We start from the raw sequence: 19,447 nt of genomic DNA on the forward strand, positions 1-19,447 counted from the left end.
TCCACTGCGGTATACAAGGCGATGTATTGGGGCTCTCAGTACATCGCCTTTTTTATACTAGGGGAAAGTGGTCAGTACGATTTTTTCCAGTTGAATAAACTGCAAAGATAAACATGCTTAAGATGGTAAACGTCGAGCGGTTGTGAAGTAGAGGTGAAAATGAATGACATAGCGAATTGGTTAAGTACGCAAACCGAAAAACACATGGTGTTAGGTTATGGAAGCTTACTTAGCAAAGACAGCCGAGAGCGCTACTCCAACATTTTTACACCAGGGATCTCTGTGACGGTTTCAGGCTTCGAAAGGGCATGGGTGACGCGTAGTCTTCATGAAAAACAGACTTACGTTGGCGCCGTGGCCAATGCGCATTGCAAATTAAACGCCCAGCTTATCCCAACACAAATTAACCCTGCCTTACAGGAGAGAGAAAAAGACTATCGGTTTGTCGAAGTAAGCGCTAAAGCACTCAACTTTCATCAACACAAGGGTTCTGCGTCTCTAGACGATGTGCTTGCACAATTTACCTTTTGGATTTGCGAAACACTCGACTGTACACAGGCAAATGACGCCTATCCCGTACATCAAACGTACGTAGATACATGCTTGAGTGGATGCTTAGAGCACGGTGGTATAGAGGAAGCCGAGCGATTTATCGTCCATACATCGTTGTGGGAGCACCCAAGAGTAAACGACAGAGCGAACCCAAAGTACCCCCGCGCGGCAGTGGTCAACCCAGACCACTTTGAGCACATAGACAGGCTTCTATCAAAGAGATAGTGTTTGCCTTAGGTCTTACTTCTAGTTATACGTTCAAATGTAGAGGTACAAAAGCGAGTACTACATGCGCGTCATAAAAACTTTGCTAAAAGGATTAGTGTGAACACAAACACCGCTATTTTTACAAACGATAAAATAACGCTACGGCCGCTTACTTTTGATGATAAACACTGGGTACTTGCGCTGCAGCAGGACCCGCTATGGCTTAGATACATTGGAAGTAAAAATGTCCATACAGTAGACGATGCGTGTGACTACATTGGCAAAACAAATGCGCAGCGCGAAGAGTGGGGATATGGCCTGCTGGCTGTCGAATTAACCGAAACCAAACAACCGTTAGGGGTTTGTGGTCTCTTCAATCGCTTTGCATTTGAATGTCCAGATTTAGGCTTTGCCATGCTGCCTGAAGCAAGAGGCAAGGGTATATGTTATGAGGCATGTCAGTGTGTTATAGCGTGGTCTGCCTCTGAGGGCTATCGTTTTTTAACAGCCATGACGCACCCAGAAAATATGGCGTCGCAGAAGCTTTTACAGCGCTTAGGATTTAACAAGCAGGGCTTTTACTTCGACAAAACGTTCCCAAAACAGCATTTGTTCAGGTTGGAATTACAGCCATAAAGCATTGCTCTTTATGGCTGTTAGTATCTGTTAATCGCTATAAGGGCGGTAACACGGTCATCTTTTTAATAATGATCGGCTCAATGGGTACGTTATTCGCGTTAAGGCGAATCGAATATTCAGTTTCTACTTCCGACATGGCATCAACAATATCTTCGCCTTCAACAATTACGCCAAAAACCGCGTAGCCCCAGTCTCTTCCGGGGTTTAAGCTGCTGTTGTCATTCACGTTGAAGAAAAATTGTCGGTTTGCGGTATGCGGGTCACCTTGTCTTGCCATTGCAATGGTGTGCAGGTCGTTAGTCAAACCGTTACCAGACTCATTGAAGATATCTGGAAAGTTCGACTTGCCGTTGAAGTCTGCCGTATAACCACCACCTTGCACAACAAAACCAGGCACGATGCGGTGAAAAATGGTGTCTTCGTAGGCGCGCTTATCCACATAACGAAGAAAGTTATTTACGGTAATTGGCGCACGTCTTCTGTCCAGTTCAACCACAATATCGCCCATGGTGGTTTCTATTTTCACCCGAGGGTAATAGTTATCTGGCTGAACCTGAGACCCATCGTCTTTTTTGGCCATAACGGGTGAAATGCTGCCTATTAACATGATGGCGGTCAGCAGTGATAAAAGTATTTTCTTCATAAAAACGCCTTTAAATGTTTTCCTTAATTCGCGCACGTTTTTTAATCGCTTAGCGTTTTGAAGTGCCTAAGATAACGAACTTTTTGTCACTCGCAAGTACCTTAGCGCCACCAAACAACTTTTTAAGTTTAATGTGATAGTCGAGGTGTCGGTTACCAACCACAACTAAGTGACCGCTTTTAATAAGTACGTCCCGGGAATCAGTGAACATTTGCCATGCAATATGGTCAGTGATTGCGTTTTGTTGATGAAACGGTGGGTTACACAGAATTTTGGTAACAGCGGGTTTATTCTCTCTATTGATTAATGTTTCAAGGCAATTACTTGCAACAAACTCACATTGATCAATTTTATCCGGGAAGTTGTTGAGCACATTGAGTCTGGCACTTTCTAATGCCATATACGACTCATCCACAAATATTACTTTGGCATCAGGGGCAAGAGAAAGGGCATTAACCCCCAGTACTCCGTTGCCGCAGCCTAAATCTACCAACACATCATTAGCGCTCACCGTCATATGTTCAAGCATAATGCGAGCCCCTATATCTAATGACTGTCGGGAAAACGTATTCGCCAGATTGTCTATAGTTAACGCCGTTCCCATCGTACTTTTACACTGCCAGCGCGTCGGATAGGGCGAGTCAGATAGTTTTATTGACTCACGAGGCGAAGCGAACACAAGCCGCGATTTCTTCTTGGCAAGGGACGTGGTGGTGGGGCCAATATATCGTTCAAATAGGTTGAGTACGGATTTTGTGATGGTCTTCACTTTACCGGTTGCGATAACACGCGTGTCAGGTGTTATATATTTTTGTAAATCAATAAGCTGTTGTTCAAGAAGTGCAAGGGCGCGGGGGACCTTCAGCACAACAAGACTCGGCGCCTTTTCTGGCTTAAACGTTAAGCTTTGCACGCTAGTCAAGGTTTTCAGCGGCGCGGTTAGCAGGCCGTTTTTATTACCCGTTTCTGCATTACTCAGTAAATGATTGGCTTTTAAATTCTCAGAGAGTGATCGCAAAGATATGTAGGAGTCAGATACCCAGTAAGGTGCTAAGTGCGAAAACCAACAACCCAACGCGCCGAAATCGTCATTAAAAATCATCATTGAGCCATCATTGTCGCCACTGCCAATTGAAAGCGACGCTTCACTTAATAAGCTCTCAATGTGCTCAATAACGAGTTCATCAGCGCTATCCCATGCTTGAAGGCTTATGTGCTGGTGCTTTTCAGGGTAGCGAATAAGCGAGAATTGTCGGTCGGCAAAAATAAATTCTGTATTCATTGGAGTCTGTTTTCAGAGAAGGCTCAAAGCACTCACATACTTTTGGGAATGCCTATTTGGTTTATGTACGCGTTGCCTATCTTATCATATCAGCTACGCGGCTCTAACAGCCAAGAAGACTCAAAACGCGAATGTTTCGATGATAATAAAAGGTAAAACGTTTACTTTGTTTTATTTATGTGAAAATATTGTTAATGAAATCTCATCTGACCACTTGATAATTAACTGAGAAAACTATGAAAACACGACTGATAATTCTACTGTCCATTGCCTTTTCAACGCTCTCTCTAAATGTTAAAGCTGAAGTAACTTTCCCTGATGCCGCCTTTAGTAATTTAGATTACGGTTTGTATTGGTTTGACTACAACGACGCAAAAAAAGCGAATGTTAATGAACCTAATCCATACTACAACGCCAATAATAAAACGGTCATCTACATTCACGGATGGCAAAACGGCTCGGTAACGGAGCGTCGTCGCGAGACGTTGAATCGTTCAAACTCGGGAGGACCTAACGAAGACCTCGCATGGTATTGGTTAGATAGAGGGTATAATGTAGGGATTCTGTATTGGAACCAGTTTGCAGATGAGTCTGAAGTTAAAGATGCTGAAGCCAAGATTCATTCGGCTTCTGGTCCTCGAAATATGCGCTGGAAGTCGTCAAATGGCAGCTACAGCTCGGGACCAAGCTCTTCGGTAACACAGTTACTTTACAACTCACTCACGAATGGAATGCCTAACTTTAATGGTAGCGAGCTCCGCATAGCGGGTCACTCTTTGGGGAATCAGCTCGCGCTTACTATTTCAGAGAAATTAGACGATGCGGTAAATAGAGGTGTTCTGACATCATCATATCGGCCAAATCGTATCGCATTGCTCGACCCTTTCTATTCCATAGGCGAAAAATCTTATCTGAATAACGATTGGACTGGTGAGAGAAGTAAAAGCATTGTTGATGCACTAAAAGCTAAGGGAATTGCCATTGAAGCGTATCGTAGCTTGCCGGTTACCAGCACATTTCTTGCTGGTGACAATAACGCTAGCCTAATGAATAGCATTGCATTTTCAGAGCTAAAACCATGGAATTTTTCTTGGTGGCAAGTGGCTGAGAAGCACGGTGCTGCAGTGACTCACTATTTTTGGTCACGAGCTTTCAGCCCGTTGACACTTGACGGAAGCAATACCCAAGTACCGAGCGCATCGGCGAGCAGTACCGTAATCAAAACGTGGATGAACAAGAATAAAGGCGTTATTCAAGACAGCGGTGCATACAGTGCCACACCTGCAGATGACGACTTCAAAGAAAAATCACGCTTATAGAAGTTAACATCAATCCACATTAGCAATGCATGCGTAATTAAGGTGTAATTAGGGGAACTTCAAAGGTGTGTTTAAGCACTTTTGAGATCAAGTGCCCATAGCCAAAATTAAAAATCACCGGAAATATCATAGTTACGCATGCAGTTTTCTCTTTTCGAGACCCCAGAAAACAATAGCTCATCTCATAAGCTCCCGCTGTCAGAGGGCGATGTCACTTATTTTCCTCACGCGCTATCAAAAAATGATGCAGATACTTTTTTTGAGTTACTGAAGGCCGAGTTACCCTGGCGTCAGGACTCGATCAGATTGTTTGGCAAGCCGGTAAAAATTCCCCGCCTTCAGAGCTGGCACGGCGATGACGATTGCACCTATACCTATTCGAATTTAACCATGTCGCCAAATCCGTGGACGAACAGCCTTTTAAGCATTAAGGATTGTTGTGAAGCGTTATGTGCTGCAACCCAAAATACAAAGTTCAACAGTGTGTTAGCGAATTGGTATCGTGACGGACAAGATAGCATGAGCTTTCATTCAGATGATGAGCCTGAGTTGGGTATAAACCCGGTTATTGCATCCGTCACCTTAGGTGAAGCAAGGCCCTTTGTTTTTAAGCACAAAGAAACAAAGGAAAAGTATACACAGGTGCTTGAGCACGGCAGTGTATTAATTATGGCAGGAACAACACAAAGTCATTATGTGCACGGTATTGCGAAGACGGCTAAGCCTATCGGTGGTAGAATTAATCTTACATTCCGACATCTTATTCACAGAACAAGGTAAGCCAAATGCAAGTAAAAGCGTTTCTGGAAACTACGATTGAAGCTGCACTTAACCCGAGTTTTCTCGAGGTTGTAGATGAGAGTTTTATGCACAATGTTCCAGAAGGGGCTCAGAGTCATTTCAAAGTAACGGTAGTGAGTAATGCTTTTGAGGGTAAGCGCTTAATAGCGAGACACAGAGAAATTAACGGTCTTGCGGCTGAAGCGCTGCAGGGGCCTGTTCATGCGTTGGCACTTCACACGTATACGCCGACAGAGTGGGAAGCTCGAGGTGGGCAATCTATGGTATCGCCAAACTGCCTAGGTGGTAGCAAGCACGACCAATAACGCTCTTTTTGTACTAAATGGAAGTAGATTTATGACAAGCAGTGAAACGAAAAACAGCGGCGCGCTAGCCTCTTACTTAGACATCATTAAAACACCCTCTATTCAGGTGTTACTACTTGGCACCGGTTTTTTGCTTATGATGTTGTTTGTCTACATGGGCGTGCTGACTACGTTTGACGATGCGTTATTCAATGTAATTAGTGAAGCAGGCAATGTATCGGGTTGGAAAGAAGACGCGCTTCGCGATATCACCGCGTTAGGCAGTAATACGGCACTTATCTTTGTCACGATTTCAGTTGCCGGAGCCTTGGCGATGGCCGGTGAAAAGAAAAAGGCACTGACTTTTTTGATTGCTGTTGCCGTGGGGATCGCAACGACTTTCTTACTCAAAGCTGGCATCGACAGGCCTCGTCCTCCGCTGCCCATGCAGGATGTAAGTGTGTATACACAAAGCTTCCCCTCTGCACATGCTACCTTATCTACGCTTGTTTATTTCTATATCGCCTATTTGTTAACGTACTTCACGCAAAACGCTTCAGTAAAAGTGTGGATCTACATGGCAGCCACCTTTCTTGTATTTTGTATTGGCTTAAGCCGCATTTTATTGGGCGTGCATTGGCCTAGCGACATTATTGCAGGGTGGTTTGCTGGTGGCAGTATGGCTGCCTTTTGCTTTTATATCATCAAGTGGAAACGCAAACTGCGTATAAAAGGCGAAGGTTAAACGTGCAAGATCTCAAACGGCTAGGCGACATTATTAAGCGGGATCCTTTTCGCATGCGTTGCCTTCGCGCTTTGAGAGCGCTCGATTTACCGCAAGGGTACATTGGTGCTGGATTTGTTCGAAATGCCATTTGGGATGAGTTACACGCAAGAGCGACACCAACTCCGCTTAACGATATTGATGTGATTTACTTTAGTGGTGAAATTAATCCGCCGCAAAGTGTTGCGAGTGCCGATAATACATTGGAATCAGTACCTCAACCGCAAGCTTACTCATCAAATTCTGCAGCTGCTAAACCAGGGCTGAAAGCACAAGAACAAGCCATAGAACGCGAGCTAGCGCGTATGGTTCCTCAAGCTAATTGGCAAGTTAAAAACCAAGCGCGTATGCACGTAGCTCACGAGCACGCTCCCTATCAAAATTGCCACGACGCTATTTCTTATTGGATAGAACGAGAAACCTGTGTTGCGGTTCGTCTTTTAGCCAATGATGATTTAGACATACTCGCGCCATTTGGCTTGGAAGCAAACTTCGCCGGCACCATAAGTATTAACCCAAAATATCCAAGGCCCGAAGTTTTTAAACAGCGACTAGCTTCTAAGAATTGGCTTACTGTTTGGCCTTTGTTGACTTTAATTTCTCCTTAAGAGCTAGAACGCGCTTAATTAAACTAGAAGTGACTCAATTGAGCGTAGCTACCTTTGAGCAGTAGTCTTTGTTGTAATATTTACTATCTTAGCGGCAATAGCCGCTATGGTCGTATTTTCGCTCATAGCTTGTTTTTGCAGTCGACGATACGCGTTATTTTCGCTTAATCCGAATTGCTCCATTACTACCAGTTTTGCTCGCCCAATCAGTTTTTGTTCCTGTATTGCACGCTTGGCCTCTTCGAGCTCCCGACCCATATCTTCTATGTGTTGGGCCTGTGAACGCAGTAAATCATAAAAAGAGCGGTGAGCAGATAAAGTCTTCGTTTGCTCGTTAAGTGATAGCGTTTTGATTTCGTCTTCTTTGGTGTCTTCCGCGAGTCCAGGCATACTTGGATCGAACAATAAGGTGAGCGGTGAGCCATCAGTAGCGTGTTCATCATTGAAGCGCGTAAGCAACTGCTGATGATTGGCCATCTCATTTTTTGCATTGGCGACTTTACTGTTAGCTTGCTGAGTAAGGGCCTCAGTGAGCGCCACTTCGATAGTCTGCATTGCATCCATTCGACGTGTTGCTACATCAAACCAAACTTCCGATATTTCTCCGGCAATCGGACTGCCGTCACCAAGCTGTGCAATCATATTTCTAAGCTGTGTAATATCGATTGCAGCAGGGCTTTTGTTCAACGCGTCTAATGCATCTTTATGCGGCTTACAGCTAAACTCACAGAATATACTGAAGTGATGTTCTTGGGCATGCTGAAGCGCGGCCAGCTTTTCACAAAGGCGAACATCGAAATGAGTTTCTGCGAAACCAATAGCGCCCCACGCCCGCTCCTGCCCAGCGTATTCTTTTGCCTGCATAAAATTGAACAGTGCAACCAATAAGCGAGTGATTGTTGGGTCGCTTGCAATATCTGCCGCTTCAAAAATAACCGTAAGCAAACTGGCAACTAGACGACTATATGCTCGTGTAGATTCCAGTGGTGTCAGCAGCTGCTTGCTTACTTGTTCTCTCAGTCTGGGCAGGTAGTCCGTCGCCTGCATAGCAAGTGTAATGCTGCTCAACAACCGCGGGTTACCCGTTGTGATCTCATCTGTCAGGTAGAGCGATTTCAAGTGGCTTTTCAACATTGACTCCGCTTGCTCGCTAGCACTGACGTACTGCATTCGCTCAGCGGCATAACGCTCGCCTTTTGAAGCAAGAAAGATATTGCTGGCCCCACGCTCTTTTTGCAGTTCATGAATAAGTTCTCGAACGGCAATTACAATTCGACAATTACTAGATAGTTGCTCAAGCACGGTTATTTCGGCGTGCTTGGCCGCTAGCAAAAAGCGCTTAGTGGCGTCGCTACAAAGCGCAATGGTCTGTTCTGGTTCATGAAGCATGTTAAGGCCTGCTAATCTTCGGTACACACGTTTCGAATTTTCTATTGATGAGTGCATCTATTGGCGAAACGTTTTTTGAAACTCTTTGCTCTTAGCCCCCTGCACTCAGCAGAGCAATACGTGTACCAAGCAACACTTATGCCCTGTTTATTAGAATTAATGAAGATAAGCGTTAGAGTGAACAAAAACGCCCGGAGTGCTGACATTTAGCGGCATGTGGTTCGGCTGGAATTTTAACTTAAGGTGACTTTATAAGGGGGGACGGGAAGGTTAGCGGCGTTAAGAGGGAAGTTGAGAGAGAAGAAGCTGCGCCAAAATGGTGCAGCCTCGCAAACTATGTGGTTTTGCTTTCCGGATTAGTTTCTGACTACGCGAAGAAACCAACCTACAAACAGTGAAATTAAGAAACCGAAGAAGGCAATCATTGTGGTGATAGTTAACATTTGCCCAGAAAAGTCAGCATTCTCGCCAGTGTGCTCGCTAACCAGCATTCCTGATGCTTTAAAGATGAACAATGCTGCTACAGAAAATAGTAAAATAACGGCGGTCGACATGATAGTGGCTTTCCAATAAGCCTTCGGCGACATCCAATGAATAGCGCCTGCCACTAGCACGCACAAAATAGTCAGAATATAAGGTACCACTTTAACTCCTCGTTGAATAAGACTTGTGCCTTATTGCGACGTCTTACCGTAGCCCCGTATTAGAAATCGAAGCGCATTGAACGACGCGGTTAATAAAAACCATTATACGATGCCATGTACGATGCAATTTGTCAGCATTCGCTATTAAATTAAGCCCTGAGACCGAACATGAAAAATTGACAAGCTCACAGCATTAGGAAAGGGGCAAAGAGCCCTGCGCTTATCACGTAAGCGCCAAGTAGTTCGGACTGGGGCCTGTTGATCTTTGCTGCACATCAACGTTCAACAGGTCCTAGTAACAATCTATTAAAAGATTTTGCGCTACAATGGTGATAGAATCGCCGAAAAAATCTCCTACCTACTTGGTGTTCTGCTTTAACGCGGTGTACGCCATGGTGGGTTGTTGTGTTTAACATCTTAGCTTCTGAGAGAACATGTTCGATTTAATTACCAGTAAAGACAGCAACGTTAAAAACGACGTGCTATCAGGTATTACCGTGGCGCTTGCCTTGGTCCCTGAAGCCGTTGCATTCGCATTTGTGGCCGGCGTAGAACCAATGATTGGTCTTTATGCGGCTTTCATGATGGGCTTAATCACTTCCGCTATTGGTGGCCGACCAGGAATGATTTCTGGTGCTACCGGCGCCATGGCCGTTGTAATGGTGGCACTGGTTGCCCAACACGGCGTGCAGTATTTATTTGCCGCGGTTATTTTGGCTGGTTTACTGCAAATAATGTGTGGTATTTTCAAGCTCGGAAAGTTTATACGTCTGGTCCCATATCCGGTAATGCTAGGCTTCGTAAATGGTTTGGCAATTGTTATTTTCTTGGCGCAATTAGGCCAGTTCAAAGTGACCAACGCAGCCGGTGAATTACAGTGGATGGAAGGTACGCTGTTATATTGGATGTTAGGGCTTGTGGCGCTAACTATGGCTATTATCTATTTACTACCAAAGCTAACCAAAGCTGTACCGGCGTCGCTTGTAGCGATTGTTACGGTAACCTTGTTAGTACACGGTCTTGACCTTGAAGCGCGCACTGTAATCGACTTTGTTCGCGATTTGCTACCAGCTGACCAGCGCGACACCGCGACGCTAGCGGGTGAACTTCCTAGCTTTGCTATTCCTATGGTGCCGTTCACCTGGGAAACCTTCATGATCATTTTGCCTACCTCAGTCATTCTTTGCTTGGTTGGTCTAATTGAGTCGCTTCTTACTCTTTCATTAATTGACGAAATGACAGATACCCGCGGGCGCGGCAACAAAGAGTGCGTTGGCCAAGGCGTTGCAAATACCGTAAACGGTTTCTTTGGCGGTATGGGCGGTTGCGCCATGATTGGTCAAAGTATGATTAATATTAACTCTGGTGGCCGTGGCCGCTTGTCTGGTATCACCGCGGCGGTTGTATTATTAGGCTTTATTCTATTTGCTGCTCCGCTAATTGAAATGATTCCTCTCGCTGCCCTTGTTGGCGTTATGTTCGTGGTGGTTATCGCTACATTTGAGTGGGCGTCATTCAGAATTATTCGCGGCGTAAACAAAGAAGATGCGTTCGTACTTTTCCTAGTAACAGGCGTTACCGTTATCGCTGATCTGGCTATTGCGGTTGTGGTGGGTGTTATCGTTTCAGCACTGGTGTTTGCATGGAAACACGCTCGTCATATTGAAGCGAGATCCCATATCGATAACGACGGTTGGAAAGTCTATGAGCTAGACGGCCCGCTGTTCTTTGGCTCGGTATCGCATTTCAAAGACCTGTTTGATATCGCCAACGACCCTAATGATGTAGTTATTGACTTTAAAGACTCTCGCATTTGGGATTCATCAGGTATCGATGCGCTAGATACCCTTGCTGACAAATACGAAGAGCAGGGTAAAAAGCTACACATTCGCCATATCAGTGATGAATGTCGCTCACTGCTTCGCAAGGCCGATAAGTTTGTTGAAATTAACGTGGTTGAAGACCCTCGCTACCGCGTAGCGACGGATAAGCTGGCCTAAGTTATTTGATAGCCTTAATGCACCAAGTAAACACAGTTTTGCGCTTGTTTGGTGCAGTTGTGAAGTCTGAATAATGCTTATTTTGTAGTAAATCAAATAAAAACAATTATTTACGGTTTTGGCACTGAACTTGGATAGCTATAAACGTAAAGTGTGTTTTGGTGATTTGTGTCAATCGCTGAAAATTGTGTGATTTATAACACTCCGTAAAATGTGTTAGCCGACCTAAACCGTTGGCAAAATAGGCAACGAAGCCCGCATCAACGAAAGTTGAAGCGGGCTTTTTTTTGTCCCGAAAAAAGGGGAATACCATGACTTCATTGGACTCAAAACCGCAAATTGTCGTCGTAGGCAACGGCATGGTGGGGCATCATTTTGTTGAGCAGCTTCACCAAAGCGATGCCAATGTAGAAATAACCGTTTTATGCGGCGAGTCACGCCTTGCGTACGACCGCGTTTATCTGTCGTCTTTTTTTAGCGGCGCGAGTGCTGATGACTTAGCGCTTACTACTCCCGCTCAGTACGCCGAGTGGGGCGTAAACGTAGTTACCAATGCCTTGGTTACCGATATAGACCGTGACAATAATAAAGTGACGACGTCGGAAGGGCAGGTGTTTAGCTACGATAAGCTTGTGTTAGCTACGGGCTCTTACCCATTTGTGCCACCCATTCCTGGCAACGATCAAGAGCATTGCTTGGTGTACCGTACTATAGACGATCTACTTGCTATTGAAGCGTCAGCAGCGGTGAGCAAAGTAGGGGTTGTCGTTGGCGGCGGTCTTCTAGGTTTAGAAGCCGCTAACGCACTAAAACAAGCCGGTCTAGACACCCACGTGGTAGAGTTTGCCCCGCAGCTTATGGCGGTACAGCTAGACCAAGCTGGTGGTAACGTGCTTAAAGATAAAATCGAAGCATTGGGCGTAATGGTTCACACCCAAAAGGCCACCCAAACTATCGAGGCTGGTGATACCTGCCGCTATAAAATGGTGTTTGCTGACGGCACTGCACTAGAAACTGACATGATTTTATTCTCTGCCGGTATTCGACCTTCCGATCAGCTTGGCAGAAAGTCAGCGCTAACACTGGGTGAGCGCGGCGGTATTGTCATTGATAACCATTGCGTGACGTCTGACCCAAACATTTACGCTGTGGGTGAATGTGCGCTGTGGGATAACAAAATCTTTGGTCTTGTTGCACCTGGCTACACCATGGCACGCACGGCCGTAAGTCATATTACAGGTGGCGATGCCGAGTTCGCTGGCGCAGATATGAGCACTAAACTCAAGCTAATGGGCGTAGAAGTGGGCTCAATTGGCGATGCCCATGAACGCACAGACGGAGCGCTTAGCTACACGTACTTAAATCAGCCCGAGGGCGTGTATAAAAAGCTGGTGGTAGATAGCGAGCAAAAGTACGTGCTTGGTGCTGTGCTCGTTGGCGATACCAGCGACTACGACACGCTCTTACAGTATGCACTTAATAATATTGAATTACCTGAACACCCAGAAAGCCTAATTCTGCCCTCATCCGATGCCGCACCGGCGTTAGGTGCCGATGCACTACCAGACACCGCGTCTATTTGTTCATGCTTAAATGTGACTAAGGGCGACATAGTTTCAGCCATTGAAGGCGGCTGTTGTAGCGTTGGTGATGTAAAAGGTGAAACTAAGGCCAGTACAGGTTGTGGAGGCTGTGCTGCCTTACTTAAAAATGTTGTGGATAGCGAACTTGAAAAGCGCGGTGTGGAAGTATCAAAAGCCATTTGTGAGCACTTCAACCATACCCGACAAGAGCTATTTCACATTGTTAAGGTAAACGGCATTCGCACCTTTGACGAGCTACTAGAGCAGCATGGTGAAGGTCTAGGGTGTGAAATTTGTAAGCCCGCTGTCGGCTCAATTTTAGCTTCGGTGTATAACGACTACATTCTTAAGGCTTCACATCTTCCTCTGCAAGACACCAACGATATCTACCTTGGCAACATGCAAAAAGATGGCACGTACTCGGTTGTACCGCGTGTACCTGGTGGCGAAATAACGCCTGAGAAGTTGATTCTGCTCGGCGAAGTGGCAAAAGAATACAACCTGTACACCAAGATCACGGGTGGTCAGCGCATTGATTTATTTGGAGCGCGCGTAGAGCACTTACCGGATATCTGGGAAAAACTGGTCGCTGGTGGTTTTGAAACCGGCCATGCTTACGCGAAGGCACTGCGTACCGTGAAATCGTGTGTGGGCAGCACATGGTGCCGCTACGGTGTACAGGATTCTGTTGGCACTGCCATTGACTTAGAGAATCGTTACAAAGGCTTACGTGCACCGCACAAAATTAAATTTGCCGTTTCGGGGTGTACCCGTGAGTGCGCAGAAGCCCAAAGCAAAGACATTGGTGTTATTGCTACCGAGCAAGGCTGGAACCTGTATGTTTGCGGAAATGGCGGTATGAAGCCTCGACATGCAGACCTGTTTGCCACCGATCTAGATACCGAAACCCTTATAAAGTACATCGACCGCGTGCTGATGTTTTATGTGAAAACGGCTGATCGCCTACAGCGCACATCGGTGTGGATGGACAACTTAGAAGGTGGGTTAGCTTACTTGCAAGACGTTGTGATAAACGATGCTCTTGGCATTAATGGTGAGCTTGAAGCACAGATGGATGCTGTGGTTGATGCTTATCAGTGCGAATGGAAAACCACCATTGAAAACCCTGAGTCGCGCAAGCGTTTCCGTCAATTCGTAAACAGCAATGCTAGCGACACCAATATTCAGTTTGTTTCAGAGCGAGGCCAGGTTCGCCCAGCTACTGAAGCTGAAAAAGTAGCAGGTAAAGATCAGTTCATTCCTGTCTCTATGGTATAGCCACTGGCTTATCAACCCTGTTAGGAGAATCAAATTATGTCAGCAGCGCAAAATGTAATGGCGTCAGAACCACAGCAAGTGCAATGGCACTATGTTTGTGAGACGAACGACTTAGTGACAAACAGTGGGGTTTGCGCCCTTGTCGACTCACAGCAAGTGGCAATTTTCAGTTTGAAGATAAACGGCGAAACCCAGGTTTTCGCCATTAGTAACTACGACCCTATTGGTAAAGCAAACGTACTCTATCGCGGGCTTCTAGGGTCGATAGGCGGTGCGCCTGTTGTTGCTTCGCCTCTATACAAAGAGCATTACTTTTTAGAAACCGGGCTGTGTAAAGAACACGACGATGTTTCCGTCACGGCTTACGCTGTGAAGGTAGAGGGCGAAAAGGTTTTTGTCGGTGTTTAAGCAAACTGCCTTTATTTGAACGCCCACATGAAAAAAGCCTTTTAGCAAAATGCATTCAAAAGCTGTGAAACCGAAAAAGGTAATGAAATGAATATGCCTACACGACAACCCGACATGATGTCTGAACAATTAAGACAAACAACATGCCCTTACTGCGGCGTAGGGTGTGGTGTAGATATCAGTTGCAACGTAAGCACGCGTGCCATAACCCTGGACACTGTTAAAGGCACGCCAGAGCATCCCGCCAATTATGGAAGATTGTGTGTCAAAGGAACAAACCTGCTTGAAACAAACGACATAAACGGTCGTTTGCTTCACCCAACCATGGCAGGTCAATCGGTGGATTGGGACACGGCCACCGATGTGATTGCGGATAAGATCACCTCTACCATTGCGCAGTATGGCGCGGATGCCGTTGCTTTTTATGTATCAGGTCAGCTTCTCACCGAAGACTATTACATTGCCAATAAGCTTATGAAAGGTTTCATCGGCAGTGCCAATATCGATACGAATTCACGCCTATGTATGTCATCAGCCGTTGCCGCGTACAAGCGAGCCTTCGGTGAAGATGTAGTGCCTTGCGATTACACCGATTTGGAATGTACAGATTTACTGGTGATCACCGGAAGTAATGCGGCGTGGGCGCACCCAGTGCTTTTTCAACGCATTCAGCGAGCAAAGCTGAAAAATCCGAATATGAAGGTCATTGTTGTTGACCCACGCAAAACCGAAACCTGTACCATTGCCGATTTACACCTTCCTATAAAGCCGGGTAGCGACGTAGCGCTATTTAACGGTTTACTCAGCTATGCAAACGCACAAGGTCGAATAGACAAATCCGCCGTTGAGACCTATGCCGAGGGACTTGAAGAAACGCTCAAAAGTGCAAATGCCTTAACGTTAGATGACGTTGCTGAAGTATGCGACCTGGACATTAACAGCATTAAGGCCTTCTTTGATGCCTTTTGTGAAGCCTCTAGCGTAGTTACTTTTTATTCTATGGGCGTGAACCAGTCTTCTGCTGGTGTGGATAAAGCCCAAGCCATTATCAACTGTCATTTAGCAATGGATTTAATTGCTAAAGACGGTTGTGGTCCGTTTTCAATTACTGGCCAGCCAAATGCCATGGGAGGGCGTGAAGTCGGTGGGTTAGCCAATATGCTAGCTGCTCATATGGACCTTGAAAACCCTGATCATATCAGCGCTGTTAAAACCTATTGGAATGCACCCGTCATGCCTAAAGGGCAGGGGCTTAAAGCAGTTGATTTGTTTAATGCAATTGAGAGTGGAAAGGTAAAGTTCGTTTGGATAATGGGGACTAACCCTGTTGTCAGTATGCCAAATCGCGGTCAAGTTGAGCGCGCACTTTCAAAGTGTGACATGGTGGTGGTGTCTGATATTGTTGAGTCTAACGATACGCTTAACTACGCGCACATTGCCCTTCCTGCCACGGGGTGGTCGGAAAAAGACGGCACGGTAACAAACTCAGAGCGCCGTATTTCACGTCAGCGCGGTATATTGCCCCCACCAGGTAGTGCAAAACACGATTGGCAAATACTATGCGAAGTGGCGGGTAAAATGGGCTTTGGCGAGGCATTTAATTTTACCCATTCGTCACAAATATTCTGCGAATACGCTGGGCTAACCGGCTATCAAAATAACGGTAAGCGACAATTAGACCTGTCACCTTTACAAGCGTTAAGTGAAGCTCAGTACAATGGGCTATCGCCTTTGCAGTGGCCTTTTCACACAGTTATAAAAGCTGAGAATACGGCCAGTTCTAATTCTAAATCTAACCCTAACCCTCGCCTTACCAGTAAACGTCCTTTTGAAGATAAACGGTTTTCAACCCCTAGTGGCAAAGCGAAACTTATTCCCGTAACTTACAGAGCGCCACTGCAGGTAACATCAGACGCTTATCCTTTTGTTGTGAACAGCGGCCGAGCGCGAGATCAGTGGCATACCATGACGCGCACGGGTAAAGCGGCAAAGTTACTGGCTCATATGCCAAGTGCTTGCGTGCATATCAACCCTAAAGACGCTGCTGAATTGGGCGTTGAAGATGGAAGCCTCGTTTCTCTTTCAAGTGCAGTGTGTAAAGACGCCCCTGTTATTTATCCGGTTAAAGCGGATACGGATATGCGCAAAGGGGAAGTATTCATTCCTATTCACTGGTCGGCGCAATGGGGTTCGCACAGTAAACTAGGCGCACTTTACGCCAGCGCGGTAGACCCTATTTCAGGGCAGCCAGAGTTAAAACACGCGGCGGTAGCTATCGCGCCTGCTCATTTCGCTACCTACGGCAAGCTCTTTGTTTCATCAGTAAACCAATCAGCACATAATTCAAAACTTAATCCGTTTAGTGAAGACGCACTAAAGCATGCGTGTGATTACTGGAATACGACACCGCTTGAAAGCACAGAGGCGTCTTCACCTTTAAATAACTCGGATGCAGCATTATCAGTATTGAATGTTGCTTCGAACAAAGGTCGTCGGGATTTTACCCAAGGGTTGATACCTCTGCTGCCGCAAAACGCGGTGCTATTGCAGTTTCATCATCATACATACTCAGTATGCCTTGCGCTTGTCGATGATACTCTTTGTTTCGCGGCGTTTTTGGGCGATGAGCCAGAAAAGGGTGAAAGGGCACCAGCAACTGCACATACAACAGCGCAGGCAGCGCCACATTCAAAAAGCACATGGTCAGTACCTAACGAATGGCTTGCCAGTCTTCTCAACACATCTATTTCTACAGACATACAGCGCAATTTAATACGTGGCCAAGTAGACGACGCATTTTTAAATGGTGATGTAGTTTGTAGCTGCTTTGAAGTGCGCGAAAAAACCATTACACATGCCATCGAAGAAGGCTGTAGTTCGGTGGCAGAGCTTGGTGAAGCATTAAAGTGTGGTACGAATTGTGGCTCGTGTAAGCCCGCCTTGTCTCAGCTGATAGACAAGCATTTAGTCATTGAAATTCAATCTGTTTAGGAGCGTTAAATCATGTCAATTGCATCTAGTTGGTCGTTACCGTTTTTGCGCACCTTATTTAAACCGCAGAAACCTTTGTTAAACCTCTTTTATCGCGATGCTATTTCTACCACGGTCACGACCGTGACGACGCGCCAGCGCTCCGATAATCCAAAAGCTCCAGCTAAGCATTCATACTTTGGCAAGTGGTTGAAGTTAGCAAACAGGCAAACTGAAGGTCATAAACAAGGGCAGGTGTTCATCGTCGGTGCTGGCCCCGGCGATGCCGAGTTACTTACGTTAAAAGCGTTTCGTCTTCTGCAACAAGCCGATGTCGTGCTGTTCGATGCCTTAGTCAGCGAAGATATTCTCGCGCTAATTCCCTCTAAAGTGGTGAAAGAATATGTAGGGAAGCGCTGCAAAAAGCATAGCTTTACCCAAGACGCTATATGCAAGCGAGTGGTTGAATTGGCATGCAACGGTCACACTGTCGTGCGGTTAAAAGGCGGTGACCCAGCCCTATTTGCAAGAACCTGCGAAGAAACCGATGCACTCACAAAGGCCAACATTCCTTTTGCTATTGTTCCTGGTATTACGGCAGCATCGGGTGTGTCAGCCTATACGGGTATCCCTTTAACCGACAGGCGCTGCGCTCAATCGGTGAGTTTTATGACCGCACATTTTAAAGACGCGGAACAATGGCCAGAGATGGCACCTTTGGCGCAAAATGTGTTGAACCAAACCATGGTGGTTTATATGGGACTAAGCCGGCTTGAAGGTCTATGCAAAGGCTTGATTCATCACAACGTGCCAACGACATGGCCAGTAGCGGTAATTGAAAATGCCACTTCGCCTGAACAGCGCATGATTACTGGCGTGCTTGCCGATATTCATAGCAAGGTAGAAGCAGCAAATTTAACGGGGCCTACGTTACTTATATTTGGAAAGGTGGTAGAGTCTCGTCAACAGGTAAATACTCTTCTATTACATTCATCCAAGCATGCAGCAACCATTTAGTGAATACATAAAAATTATTGGCAAAGGTCAAAAAGGGGGGCGTAGCCTTACCCGTGATGAGGCTTATCATGCCATGAAAATGGTATTGGCCAATGAAGTGACAGGCGATCAACGCGGCGCATTTCTTATGTTGCTGCGTACGCGTGAAGAAACACCAGAAGAAGTTATTGGCTTTGTCGATGCATGCAGAGAGCTAATAGAGCCAGAAGTCAAAACCCTCACCCCCACGTTAGATATTGGCTGCTACGCGGGAAAGCGTCGCCAGTTACCATGGTACTTATTGGCCGTAGCGGTTCTAGCCAACAATGGTTACTCGGTTATGCTCCACGGTGCGCATGAGCCGGGTTCAGGGCGCCTTTATGCAAGTATAGCGTTACCCCAATTGGGCCTGTCTGAAGTTAGCAGTATTGAAGATGCCAAACAGCAGTTAACGGATAAAGGGGTGACTTACCTTGATTTGTCTTATTTGCTGCCTGCGCTCGACACAATTATTAAGCTTCGTGAGGTATTTGGCCTGCGTTCATGCGCTAACACCCTCGCAAGGTTGTTGAATCCCACCGCTGCACAATTTTGCGTACAGGGCGTTTACCATATGCATCTTGACCACAAACACTGCCGCGTTAATGAAAATTATCCATCTATAGATGCGCTTTGCTTTCGTGGTGATGGCGGAGATCCTGAAGTTAATGGTGAACGGGAAACTGAGCTATTTATTACCCGAAATGGTGAGACCGAAGAAGTAATAATGCCGGTGGTTGCTGACAAATGGGCGCTTAAAGATAAAGACATGAACGTTAACGACATGCTTGATGTGTGGGCGGGTAACGCGAATAGCCTTTACGGTGAACAAGCCGTTTTGAGTACACTTGCCAGCTATTTGATACTGCTACAAAAGTGTGATGTTGCAGATGCCCTGTCCCAGGCAAGGCAGCTTTGGGCACAGCGCGATAAAAGCGCAACGCCATTTTAAGGTCACCTGCGTTTTCTGAGCGGGCAATTATCTATATTGCTTGTTATAAAGCCCTTCTTTTTAAGGAAA

General features: G+C 46.0%; 17 protein-coding genes. 13 read left to right on the forward strand and 4 right to left on the reverse strand.

The window, feature by feature from the left end:
* Window positions 1–159 precede the first annotated feature (159 nt).
* Both NO989_RS02255 and NO989_RS02260 read left to right on the forward strand, forming a co-directional pair.
* Complete coding sequence (locus NO989_RS02255; protein ID WP_061439494.1) at window positions 160–777, forward strand: hypothetical protein; 618 nt, start codon at window positions 160–162, stop codon at window positions 775–777.
* A 99-nt stretch (window positions 778–876) separates the two neighbouring features.
* Window positions 877–1,395 (forward strand): GNAT family N-acetyltransferase, encoded by a 519-nt coding sequence (locus NO989_RS02260; protein WP_061439496.1) that lies wholly within the window; start codon window positions 877–879, stop codon window positions 1,393–1,395.
* Between the two features lie 37 nt (window positions 1,396–1,432).
* On the opposite strand, the gene NO989_RS02265 is transcribed toward NO989_RS02260, so the two are convergent.
* On the reverse strand, window positions 1,433–2,041 hold the full coding sequence (locus NO989_RS02265) for a peptidylprolyl isomerase (RefSeq protein ID WP_080986480.1): 609 nt from the start codon (window positions 2,039–2,041) through the stop codon (window positions 1,433–1,435).
* Window positions 2,042–2,090: 49 nt separating this feature from the next.
* Window positions 2,091–3,323: a methyltransferase gene (locus NO989_RS02270; RefSeq protein WP_061439498.1), complete on the reverse strand. Its 1,233-nt coding sequence runs from the start codon at window positions 3,321–3,323 to the stop codon at window positions 2,091–2,093.
* 236 nt (window positions 3,324–3,559) lie between these two features.
* Here NO989_RS02270 and NO989_RS02275 point away from each other — a divergent pair, with 236 nt between their 5' ends.
* The 5 genes from NO989_RS02275 to NO989_RS02295 all read left to right on the forward strand — a co-directional run bounded on the left by NO989_RS02275 (window position 3,560) and on the right by NO989_RS02295 (window position 7,119).
* On the forward strand, window positions 3,560–4,642 hold the full coding sequence (locus NO989_RS02275) for a hypothetical protein (protein ID WP_061439499.1): 1,083 nt from the start codon (window positions 3,560–3,562) through the stop codon (window positions 4,640–4,642).
* Window positions 4,643–4,780: 138 nt separating this feature from the next.
* Window positions 4,781–5,422 (forward strand): alpha-ketoglutarate-dependent dioxygenase AlkB, encoded by a 642-nt coding sequence (locus NO989_RS02280; RefSeq protein ID WP_039224473.1) that lies wholly within the window; start codon window positions 4,781–4,783, stop codon window positions 5,420–5,422.
* Between the two features lie 5 nt (window positions 5,423–5,427).
* Window positions 5,428–5,748, forward strand: coding sequence for a BolA family transcriptional regulator (locus NO989_RS02285; protein WP_061439501.1), 321 nt, complete (start codon window positions 5,428–5,430; stop codon window positions 5,746–5,748).
* A 31-nt stretch (window positions 5,749–5,779) separates the two neighbouring features.
* Window positions 5,780–6,472 (forward strand): phosphatase PAP2 family protein, encoded by a 693-nt coding sequence (locus NO989_RS02290; RefSeq protein ID WP_014948227.1) that lies wholly within the window; start codon window positions 5,780–5,782, stop codon window positions 6,470–6,472.
* A 2-nt stretch (window positions 6,473–6,474) separates the two neighbouring features.
* A complete protein-coding gene (locus NO989_RS02295; RefSeq protein WP_156085931.1) occupies window positions 6,475–7,119 on the forward strand; it encodes a nucleotidyltransferase family protein in 645 nt (214 codons plus the stop codon).
* Between the two features lie 48 nt (window positions 7,120–7,167).
* Here the strand turns inward: NO989_RS02295 and NO989_RS02300 are convergent, their stop codons facing one another.
* Both NO989_RS02300 and NO989_RS02305 read right to left on the reverse strand, forming a co-directional pair.
* Window positions 7,168–8,508: a nitrate regulatory protein gene (locus tag NO989_RS02300; RefSeq protein WP_061486924.1), complete on the reverse strand. Its 1,341-nt coding sequence runs from the start codon at window positions 8,506–8,508 to the stop codon at window positions 7,168–7,170.
* 356 nt (window positions 8,509–8,864) lie between these two features.
* The gene (locus NO989_RS02305) at window positions 8,865–9,152 is read right to left on the reverse strand and encodes a hypothetical protein (protein ID WP_014948232.1); all 288 of its coding nucleotides are present in this window, start codon (window positions 9,150–9,152) and stop codon (window positions 8,865–8,867) included.
* 434 nt (window positions 9,153–9,586) lie between these two features.
* Between NO989_RS02305 and NO989_RS02310 the strand changes: the two genes are divergently transcribed.
* From NO989_RS02310 to NO989_RS02335, 6 genes are all read left to right on the forward strand, one after another.
* The gene (locus NO989_RS02310; protein WP_014978293.1) at window positions 9,587–11,152 is read left to right on the forward strand and encodes a SulP family inorganic anion transporter; all 1,566 of its coding nucleotides are present in this window, start codon (window positions 9,587–9,589) and stop codon (window positions 11,150–11,152) included.
* Window positions 11,153–11,463: 311 nt separating this feature from the next.
* Window positions 11,464–14,013 (forward strand): nitrite reductase large subunit NirB, encoded by a 2,550-nt coding sequence (gene nirB / locus NO989_RS02315; protein WP_061439511.1) that lies wholly within the window; start codon window positions 11,464–11,466, stop codon window positions 14,011–14,013.
* A 36-nt stretch (window positions 14,014–14,049) separates the two neighbouring features.
* Window positions 14,050–14,421 carry a nitrite reductase small subunit NirD gene (nirD, locus tag NO989_RS02320; protein WP_014975661.1) on the forward strand — a complete coding sequence of 124 codons (372 nt, stop codon included), beginning with the start codon at window positions 14,050–14,052 and terminating at the stop codon, window positions 14,419–14,421.
* A gap of 87 nt (window positions 14,422–14,508) precedes the next feature.
* On the forward strand, window positions 14,509–17,412 hold the full coding sequence (locus NO989_RS02325) for a nitrate reductase (protein WP_061439513.1): 2,904 nt from the start codon (window positions 14,509–14,511) through the stop codon (window positions 17,410–17,412).
* 12 nt (window positions 17,413–17,424) lie between these two features.
* Window positions 17,425–18,408: a uroporphyrinogen-III C-methyltransferase gene (gene cobA, locus NO989_RS02330; protein WP_061439515.1), complete on the forward strand. Its 984-nt coding sequence runs from the start codon at window positions 17,425–17,427 to the stop codon at window positions 18,406–18,408.
* The gene (locus tag NO989_RS02335; protein WP_061439517.1) at window positions 18,392–19,378 is read left to right on the forward strand and encodes a glycosyl transferase family protein; all 987 of its coding nucleotides are present in this window, start codon (window positions 18,392–18,394) and stop codon (window positions 19,376–19,378) included. Before cobA ends, NO989_RS02335 begins: the two co-directional genes overlap by 17 nt.
* Window positions 19,379–19,447 lie beyond the last annotated feature (69 nt).

Origin of the sequence: Alteromonas sp. DY56-G5 (assembly GCF_041414725.1) — a bacterium.
In the GTDB taxonomy this organism is placed as follows: domain Bacteria; phylum Pseudomonadota; class Gammaproteobacteria; order Enterobacterales; family Alteromonadaceae; genus Alteromonas; species Alteromonas macleodii.